Genomic DNA, 2,986 nt, shown 5'->3' on the forward strand with positions numbered 1-2,986 from the left:
CTCAGTGGCCGCGGCGAAGTCGATGGCCTAGCAATCTTGGCCTGGCGATCGTTGGAGCAATGGTGCAAAGGCTAATTTTGCCGCTCGGTGCGATGTCGGTAGCACTATTTGCCGCGCGGCATGAGCTCGGTTTGCTGCCTCAGATTCAGGTGGCTCAAGGCATTAAAGATTTGTTTACAATCATAGTCCTCGATCTAGCCATTTATTGGCAACACCGTGTGACGCATTTGGTCCCATGGTTATGGCGCTTGCATTTGGTTCACCATGCTGATGAGGATGTCGATGGCACCACGGCACTCAGGTTTCATCCTGTTGAAATTTTACTGTCGCTGAGTTGGAAATCACTGTTGGTACTCGCGCTTGGACCCACACCGGAGACTGTATGGCTATTTGAAGTTCTCTTGAATGGCCTAGCGATTTTTAATCATGCAAATGGTCGCTTACCGACGAAGTGGGACAAGTGGTTGCGGTTCGTCATCGTGACGCCGGCCATGCACCGTGTGCATCACTCGGTCGATGAGCGTGAACAGCTGCATAATTTTGGATTTAATCTTAGCATTTGGGACCGCTTATTTGGCTCCAACCAGACGCTGCCGCAAGGTGATCCCCTGAGTTTTCCTCTGGGGCTTAAACCTTGGCAGGGCGATCAGAGGACTATCAAGCTTAAGTGGCTATTGCTGGCGCCATTTTTACGGTGAAACGAATTTGGTTTTGGCTTTAGACCCCAATTTATCTGCAGTCACGATTGCGGCATAAACATCGATAGCTGAGACCACAAACGGTAAATTATGGATCGTCTCTCCGGAAGCCGTGGCTAAAGTGGCTACCTCCATCAGTCTCTCATGGTCTACGTGCGTCACGCCTAAATCAGCAAGGCAGACGGGTAAGCCGACACGTAAACAAAAATTAATGACTTCAGCGAGTTCCGATTTAGGCGCGTTTTCCAGGACGAGCTGTGTCAAGGTGCCAAAGGCCACCTTCTCGCCGTGGTACATCTTATGGGTCTCTGAAAGTGCCGTAAGACCATTGTGAACAGAGTGGGCTGCAGCTAAGCCGCTACTTTCAAATCCGAGGCCGCTGAGTAGCGTGTTAGCTTCGATGATATTTTCTAGCGCTGGCGTCACGGCCTTGGCCTCTGATGCAGCGATGGCCTTCTCGCCGTCTTCAAGTAAGGTCTCATAGCAAAGTTTAGCGATAGCGAAACCGGCCTTTGTAGAGTTTCCTCCGGGAATATTCTTGGCAAACGAGCGCTGGCAGGCACGAGCCTCGAAGTGGGTGGACAATGCGTCACCCATACCGGCAATCAGAAAGCGTGTCGGAGCTTGTGCAATCGCCTGCGTGTCGACAATTACTAGATCAGGGTTACGGTCAAAGTGGATGTACTCCTCAAATGCGCCTTGATCGGAGTAGATCACGCTTAGGGAGCTACACGGTGCGTCAGTCGATGCGATAGTAGGTGCGACGATACAAGGGAGTTTGGCAAAGTGGGCGACACATTTGGCTGTGTCTAGAGCCTTGCCGCCCCCAACACCAATAACGATGTCGCAACCCTGGTCACGTGCGGCAAGTTCTAGGCGTTTGATTTCCTTTTTACTGCATTCTCCTTGGAATGCACCGAATAAGAGTTGCGCATCATCGCCCGCCTGGCGCGTTGTGAGTTCTGCGTGAAAGCGCTGCTGTCCACTGACTGAAATTACAACTAGCGCTTTACGTCCAAGCTTAGCAGCATGCGCAGCGATATGGCTGAGCTCGCCCGGCCCTTGTATGTATTTGCTGGGTGAAACTAGGATCTTACGCATTCTAGCTCCTGCTTGGTCCGCGTTACTGTTGCAGTTAAGTGACGGTTACTGGCACTGTCTTTAACGCTACCTCTAACTCATACCGCCACACGACAGGTGTATCACTATGAACGACGGGAAGGAATCGACGAATGCGCAGCCACCTGAGGGGGCGCGCCGCAACAAACTGCTGATGGTGCTTGGACTAGCAGCCCTGGCCGTCGCGTTGTTCTATATGGCTCCGACCAAGCAATTAACGATGGCGGCGCTTCAAGCCAGTAAGGCCGATTTGATTGCGTACTACCACGACCATCCGGTGACGACTTTACTTGGTTATTTTGCGGCCTACGTGTTGGTGACGGCCTTGTCTATTCCTGGTGCGACGGTGATGACTTTGGCAGGTGGAGCTATGTTTGGCTTTGGTCTAGCCTTCGTCATCGTATCGTTCGCGAGCACGATTGGCGCTACAGCAGCCTTCGCATTAGCGCGCTATTTTTTCCGTGATCTAGTCCAGAGCAAGTTTGGCCCGCGGCTGAAAGCACTTGATGATGGCATCAAGCGCGATGGTGCATTCTACCTTTTTGGGCTACGTCTTGCTCCGGTGGTCCCATTTTTTCTCATCAATGTCGGCATGGGGCTCACGAGTATCTCGGCTAGACAATTTTATTTTGTAAGCCAGGTAGGGATGCTCCTCGGTACCGCAGTCTATGTGAATGCTGGTACAGAATTAGGAAAGATTGCTGCACTCAATGAGATTATGACGCCTAACCTTATCGTGTCGTTCACGCTGCTTGCGGTGTTTCCTTTAATAACAAAAAAGTTATTAGCAGTGCTCAAGGTCAGAAGGTTGGAGTCGCGCTTTCCTAAGCCCAAATCGTATGACTACAATCTAGTGGTCATAGGTGCGGGTTCGGGGGGTCTCGTATCGGCCTACATCGCCGCGGCCGTTAAGGCTAAAGTGGCCCTAATCGAAAAACATAAGATGGGCGGCGACTGCCTCAATACCGGTTGTGTCCCGAGCAAGGCGTTGATTCGTTCAGCGAAGGCTGTGGCAATGGGGCTCAAGGCTAAAGAATTGGGTCTAGCTGAGATTGAAGTTAAGTATGATTTTGCCCAAGTGATGGAACGCGTCCAGCGTGTGGTCAAAGCCATCGAGCCGCACGATTCGGTGGAGCGTTACAGCGCCATGGGCGTTAATTGTATAAATG

General features: G+C 51.6%; 3 protein-coding genes. 2 read left to right on the forward strand and 1 reads right to left on the reverse strand.

What is annotated here, in order from left to right; all coding sequences use genetic code 11:
* The first annotated feature begins 59 nt into the window (after positions 1 to 59).
* Complete coding sequence (locus FJ146_19845) at positions 60 to 698, forward strand: sterol desaturase family protein (protein ID MBM4254225.1); 639 nt, start codon at positions 60 to 62, stop codon at positions 696 to 698.
* Here the strand turns inward: FJ146_19845 and FJ146_19850 are convergent.
* On the reverse strand, positions 690 to 1,799 hold the full coding sequence (locus tag FJ146_19850) for a glycerol dehydrogenase (protein ID MBM4254226.1): 1,110 nt from the start codon (positions 1,797 to 1,799) through the stop codon (positions 690 to 692). The two genes, FJ146_19845 and FJ146_19850, sit on opposite strands and share 9 nt — an antisense overlap.
* 172 nt (positions 1,800 to 1,971) lie before the next feature.
* On the opposite strand from FJ146_19850, the gene FJ146_19855 reads away from it, so the two are divergent.
* Positions 1,972 to 2,986: pyridine nucleotide-disulfide oxidoreductase (locus tag FJ146_19855; protein ID MBM4254227.1), on the forward strand; the 1,015-nt coding region annotated here is incomplete at its 3' end.

The organism is Deltaproteobacteria bacterium (assembly GCA_016874735.1).
Lineage (GTDB): Bacteria > Bdellovibrionota_B > Oligoflexia > Oligoflexales > CAIYRB01 > CAIYRB01.